Genomic DNA, 6,355 nt, shown 5'->3' on the forward strand with positions numbered 1-6,355 from the left:
TTGAGTTTTTCTTGATCCACTTGTGTACCCACGATGGTATCCTTTTGAAAAGATTACTCAGTCGTGGGCAGTTACACAATTTGGTTTACAGCCTCCAAGGCTACCGTCTCAGTTCTGCCGGACCAAAGGCCATTTCATTTATGGGATAAATCATAATCGACCAGATACCAACCCCAGCTACACGGCGATGCAAAGCCAGCCGTTGCCAAGCCTCATCAACACTAAACTACACAGTCGCTCCAAAATACATCAGCATCAGCAGTTCCATAAAGATTTCTAATTGTCGTTATTTTGTCCTTACAAAATGAGCTTATGATGCCGACGTATCCATGGGAATAATCTGATTATGTAGAGTCTATATTCATCGCATAGATTTGAAATCTTCTTTTATTGCCTCCGCTTCGGATTTCCATGCCTGGAACATCTGTTGGCTTTCGCGGCTCTGATTAAGCATATGCTCCACCTCTGCGACTTGCTCCCTGAGCTCAATATAGTTCCCAAAGAACATTTCCTTGAACTGGACAGAGTTGATCAGTGTCAGCAGTTCCTCCCGCTGCTTCTCGAAATTGCTCACCATTTTGGCAATCGCGTTCTGGAACTCGATTTGGCGCTTATGTTCTTCCCAGCTATCCCATACCTCAAACGCCAACCCTACTGCAGCAAGTGCTCCGTTCGCACCTTTGGCAAATTTGGTCGCCCCCCAGGGTTTGAATTTAAGATACTTACCAATATCGACCCCAACGGACTTCGCAACATTAACAACGCCGTCCCGGGCGGCCAGGACCGAATCCTTGTTAATGAACTTTCCCTTCAGTACATGGTTTACACCCTGCTTTCCCATCGACTTGATTGTTGTGTTGAAGTGACTGACCTCGTTATCAAAGCCAATCTGCATTTTCTCGACTTCCAGCGTAATCGGCTGCACCTGACGGCTGAACTCATTCTGTAACCGCGTGGCAATCACAATACCCTCAGAGCCGATTTCACGTTCAAAGAAATCACCGAAGGTTTCAAGACTACAACCTTTAACCTTCAGGATAAGGTCGGAAAAATATCGGGCTACGAACTCCCGAAGGCCTATCCTTGCATCTTCGATATCCCGCTCGGTGGTCGCTAGCTGCAGCTTCAGATGGTTATTCAACTCATCCAGCTTGGTGACTTCCTGTGAGATCTTCTGGTCGTTCTCTATCGCTATTGGCAACTGTTTACTCAGAACATCGCGAATAACACTGGCCCGCATTTCCTTTGCGAGGGCAGCTGCACCACCGTTGTTTTGGATCTTCTGGGCCGTCTCTGCCTGAAGCTCAGTAATATGCGACAATTCTTTAAATTCGTCCGGATTCTGAAGCCAGTGGTCAACGCCCAGATCAAACGGATTTGCCGCTACAGCAACTACCGATAGTTCTTTCTCTTCTTCGGCTTCCAGGTCTATTGCCGCGCGAAGTCTGCCAACGACATTGTCACATTTAACTTTGACGTTATCACGGTAGTCATCTTCGTCTTCTACATCCGCCACCTCGTCGAAGCGGCTGAGCACGAACACCGTCCTGGGCAGAAGCCCCAAGGTCCGGAACAACCAGGCCAGATCGTCCTCGTGACTCTCCTTGATCGGGTTCGTCGGGTTCATGACATACAGGACCAAGTGTGCTTCGCTCACGTATTTCTTAGTGATGTCCTTATATTTTTCTATAGCTTGCTTCTCGGCGTTGTATTTTTCCTTGAAGCCAAACAGACCCGGGGTATCAATAAGAACAAAGTCCTCACCCACCTCGTAAACCTTCACCTCATTAGAAGATTCACTGTGGCTAATTTTCATGCTGGACTTATCAAGCTGTTCCATCCAAGCGGCGGCAATAGACGTTTTGCCCTCTGAAAAACCGCCTATGAGTGCGACCTTGAGTCGTTCGCCGGACACCGACTGTATGGCTGTTTGAAGCTTGGCCCCCAACTCTTGATCGATCGGAACCCCGGCTTTTTCACCTTGCATCAAAAACTTCGAAAGCCTGTTCAACAGCTCCAGAGATTCGTTCTGCTGGTCTTTGAAGGTATCGAGAGTGTCTTTCATTACAGAGCTCCTGTAGCTTCAATCATGCCCGACAATGTCTTGATTTTTATGTTCGACTGGTTAATCAGGTCTGCGTGTGCCCTCGCCTTGTTCGCAGGTCTGGCGAGTGCCTTCTCTATTTCACTGATTGTTTTTTCCATCTCAGGGAAACCTTGTTCGAGACTTTCATGCAATGATTCGCGCAATTGGCCGGTTATGTTTCTGAGGTTTTCATCAGCTGCTTTACGTTGCTGGGCTTTTTTGTAACTGGAGCTCAGGAACCCACGCACGGCCTTGTATGCACCGATTGCGATACTGGCAGCTCCCATACCGATAACTAACCAGCCCGCTGGGTTCCACCACATTAGTACTCCACCGGCGATGACTGCCAGCAGGTTCGTCAACCGCAAACCATTGTCGATATCCAGTTTGAGGTCGAAGTCACGATTAATGTCAGCACTGGCAATAGTGGTGTAGATATCCGTCAACTCGCGACCTTTATCCTCGAAACGCTTGACTATATTCTCAGTCTCTTTTTCAAAGCGTTCGATCTCCTTAGCCATCGCCTTCTTCAACCTTTCACTCAACCGCTCCTGATGGATTTCGATCAGCTGTTCCAACTTCGTTTTAAAGGCGTCATTGCTGATATCGTCGTCGATTTCTGAATACACTTCGTTCAGAACATCGCTACTGAAGCCGTCAATCGAGGTCTCGGCAGATGATTCGAGGCGCTTCCTGAACGACGAAAAGCCGCTTCTGATTTGTTTCTTCGAACTCTGCTCGCCTAGGCGCAGGTTCGAAGCTAACTCTGAAATTCCCTCCCCTACCTGATTAAGGACGACAGCTGTCTTGTCCAGAGCGTCCTTGACCTTGAAGAGGTTGGCCCGTTGGATCTTTTGTTGACTACCCTCCAGCAGACTGTCCTTTATAAGGCGAATAAATGCCTCTACGCCGGATAACTCGATCAGCTGGTCTGCTTCAAAATCAGATAGAGCTTTCTTACGGCGCCTCGCGTTCTGTGACTCTGGCGCAAAATGACCTGTTGCCGCCAGTAAGGCCGGAAGTGAGGTCAATGGGCGCACGCCTTGGAAATGCGACCCGAGCTGTTCCTTCATTTTTCCTTCAAGTTCCTGCAAGCTGAAGCATTCATCTTCGGAGATCAGGGGGCGATCCTTCAGCGCATACTTGGGATTTATTACTTTCTTATTAAAAACACACCAGACCTCAGTCGAAGCCCCCAGATGAGTTTTGATCTTCTCGAGGGTACCTTTCCTCCGATCCTTGTCACCCGTTTGTGGAGGTGCAGGCTGGTTCGTGACGTAGAACACTGCATGCGCTGCTTGAAGAGCTTTCTCAATCTCCTCCGCGATCAGGCGTTCAGTACCTTCTATTCCTGGCACGTCGAGTAGAGCAAACTTTTGTCCATCTATGCTGAAGTCGAATCGTTGCGTCCGACGAGTAAAATCTGAGCGGCCATCTCCTATGATTCCGCCGTCTGCCAGAGCTTCGAGCTCCGGCAGACGTTCCATGAACTCCTGCAGATTTTTCCTGACATCAGCCAAATGGTTTTCCAGTCCTGCTTTCTGTTCATTCAGTGTCGACAGCCTGCTCTCGCCTTCTACATTGATCTTGAGAAAAAGCTGTTCTTCGCGAGCAAGGGCCAGCTCTTCTTCCATCTTCCTGAACAGCCACAAAAACTTCTGCCACAGGGACGCCGTCCGCTTTCGCTCCAGTACCAGCTTCCCAAACTTCGCGATCTTGTTGTTGCACTCCGCACTTATCTGTTCATAATTAGCAGACACTTCTTCATATTTATGGCGGAGACCTTCAAGCTCCTGTTCAACTTGCTCTGCCTCTTGGTGAAGCTCCTTCAGCCTCTCACCTGTCAGCTGGTATCTATTCTGAAAAAACCGGAAGGCTTCCTGATCTTTCAACTTGCTGGCTTCTTTCAGTAATACCCTCAGGGTCTCTATGATTGTGGATTTTCCCGCACCCGTTTCTCCATAAAACGCAATAGTGAAGGTATTCCACTCAGCATTGGTTTCAAGCGATTCCAACTGCTCCTGTAGGCTCGATCGATGGTCCTCGAGTAAGGAATGTGCTTCACGCTGAGCGCCATTTAATTGCTCATCGTCTGACTCGGTGGTTAGCTCACCGATAATGCCGTCCAATTCAGCATTGACCCCACGATACAGTTTACTTGGTTCATCTAAATTCAGCTTCATGCAATCATCCACTATTAGCCGCTTTCCAAAGCATCGTTCAATACCCGCTACACAGTCTTTGATAGTAAAAAACCACCGATTTTGACTTAGCCGTAGAAATCGAGTCACACCTTAAAATATGACTCTGCCATTAAAGTACTATCACAACATCGCTATTCTCGACCAACCAAAGTCTTGCTGAATATCTCCCACGCCAGCCGATAATCCTCATCTCCGTCCTCCGGACCGTTGGTGAACGGTGTCGTTTATATAGCGTTTATGCACGACAAACTCCTTATTGCTGGCTTCTTATTGGAAGGCTTCGGGGAGGGTGAACATGATGTGATTGGTTGGGCCATAATAGGCTTCAGCTCGTCCTGGCGCACAACACCACACTGAACGTAGTTGAAGGTAAATAATACAGACATGTGCCCCTCCCAACTGTCTGGTTGAATTGTATGTCAGGAGAGTAGCCAGTAGCTCCGACATCCTTTGTCGCTTTCGATTATCACTGTTTGGTTTGGTTGTGACTTTGATCATCGTCCAAATGAGACCAAACTTGAAAGAGCGTTTAATAATCTTTGACAATTCATATGCATGCATTTACATATCTTTCGCATATACACCTAATCATAGACTCGCAGATTATTAATGAGTCTACCTAACCAATACCAGTCGCCCTCAAGCTGCCCCCCCCCCTTCAACGCGCAGGCTATAGACGATAAACCCAACGAGAATACACCGAATATTTTGGAGAAAAGCATTGCATCAAGATGACAGATGCAGGTCAGAACAAAGAACCGGTGCACCTGCCTGATACTGAAGAAAGGGGCTTATGGTATATGGCATTCGTAGCCGAAAGAACCGAGAGTCAAGAAGAATCCACTTACGTTATCGCGTATATGCCGAAGGAATATGTGGGAACATCCGAGGCTGTGCTCGAAATCTGAATAAATTTGATAACCTGATAGCGGAGCCCAGCATCCTGGCTAGAACATAATGAACGATATAATCAGAGCTTTTGTGTTCGCTCGTATTCAATGCTCCGTTAAATTTTAGACTACCAAACGCTTGCAGCGGCTATCTCATTTTCAATGTTGGTTATTTTCATGCAAGCTTGGCGCCCATTATCGAATTAATAAACCATTCCGGATAGAATCTCGTCATCTTCAAGAATTGAAAAATCCCAAAATTAATTCGCAAATTTTTCTGGCCCCGATGATGCAGCATACGACTCTACGAAACTTTATAAATTGTTCCTGAATTAATCTTAATTACACTAACAAAACCACGCATTATAATAAATTAACATTAACAAATAATGAAATTAATGCCCAATAGATTTAATAGCCCAAGCCTATTAATTCACTACGCCAATTTAGCTTATATTTATGCTTCAAGGTAAATAGTTAATTCCAAAGAGCTTCGTAATCGCCTCATAAGAAAATTTATATATTATGGTCTTAAATTCGATTTAAGGGCAAAGAACCTAGAACTTCCTTAAATTCCAGATTTAGTGAGATTTTAAGATAATGTCACAAGTGCTTTAGAAGTTTACAAAACATTACACAAAACCATCTTGCGAACTTTTACACCGAAAGCTAACGTTAAATTATCGAGGCAGATGCCTCTATCAGCTAGCTGGGCTGACTCCGGTAGAACAGCAGATCGTTGGTTTTCCAGCGCGCATCATCCCAGGAGTTCTTCTTCTCGGACGCCTTTCATCTCCGCACACTCCATCAAGAGTGTCGGTTTCTTCAAGTTTCTTCTTAAAAAAAGAGACGCTTTTAGGTTTTTTAAATTAAAGCCTATACATCAACAGGTTATCGCAGAATCTATCGACTTTTTCCGGACGAAAAAGGACGAAATCGGGTTAGCGGTGACTTAAGAGAAGCCATCGAGTTAGGACGATGCCCTTAGAGCGCCGAGCTTTCGCGAAATTCGCGACGGCATGCGAAAACCCCGCCACGCGCGCTTCTCCAACTATTTGTCATTCCTAGCGGACGAGCTCTCCTGCGTATTCCAGACCAAGGTTGCCACTGATTCCAGACGAAGCCTGCCACCCATTCCACGCGAAAGCTGCCACTGATTCCACGGCAAAGCTGCC

At 46.5% G+C, this 6,355-nt stretch carries 2 protein-coding genes; both read right to left on the reverse strand.

Going from position 1 to position 6,355, the window contains the following annotated elements; translation table 11 throughout:
- Positions 1 to 361: 361 nt before the first annotated feature.
- Positions 362 to 2,065, reverse strand: coding sequence for a LeoA/HP0731 family dynamin-like GTPase (locus ABIE59_RS19735; RefSeq protein WP_354449510.1), 1,704 nt, complete (start codon positions 2,063 to 2,065; stop codon positions 362 to 364).
- Positions 2,065 to 4,269, reverse strand: coding sequence for a P-loop NTPase family protein (locus tag ABIE59_RS19740; protein ID WP_354449511.1), 2,205 nt, complete (start codon positions 4,267 to 4,269; stop codon positions 2,065 to 2,067). The genes ABIE59_RS19735 and ABIE59_RS19740 overlap by 1 nt, the downstream gene beginning before the upstream one ends.
- Positions 4,270 to 6,355 lie beyond the last annotated feature (2,086 nt).

Source organism: Marinobacter sp. MBR-99, assembly GCF_040547575.1.
In the GTDB taxonomy this organism is placed as follows: domain Bacteria; phylum Pseudomonadota; class Gammaproteobacteria; order Pseudomonadales; family Oleiphilaceae; genus Marinobacter.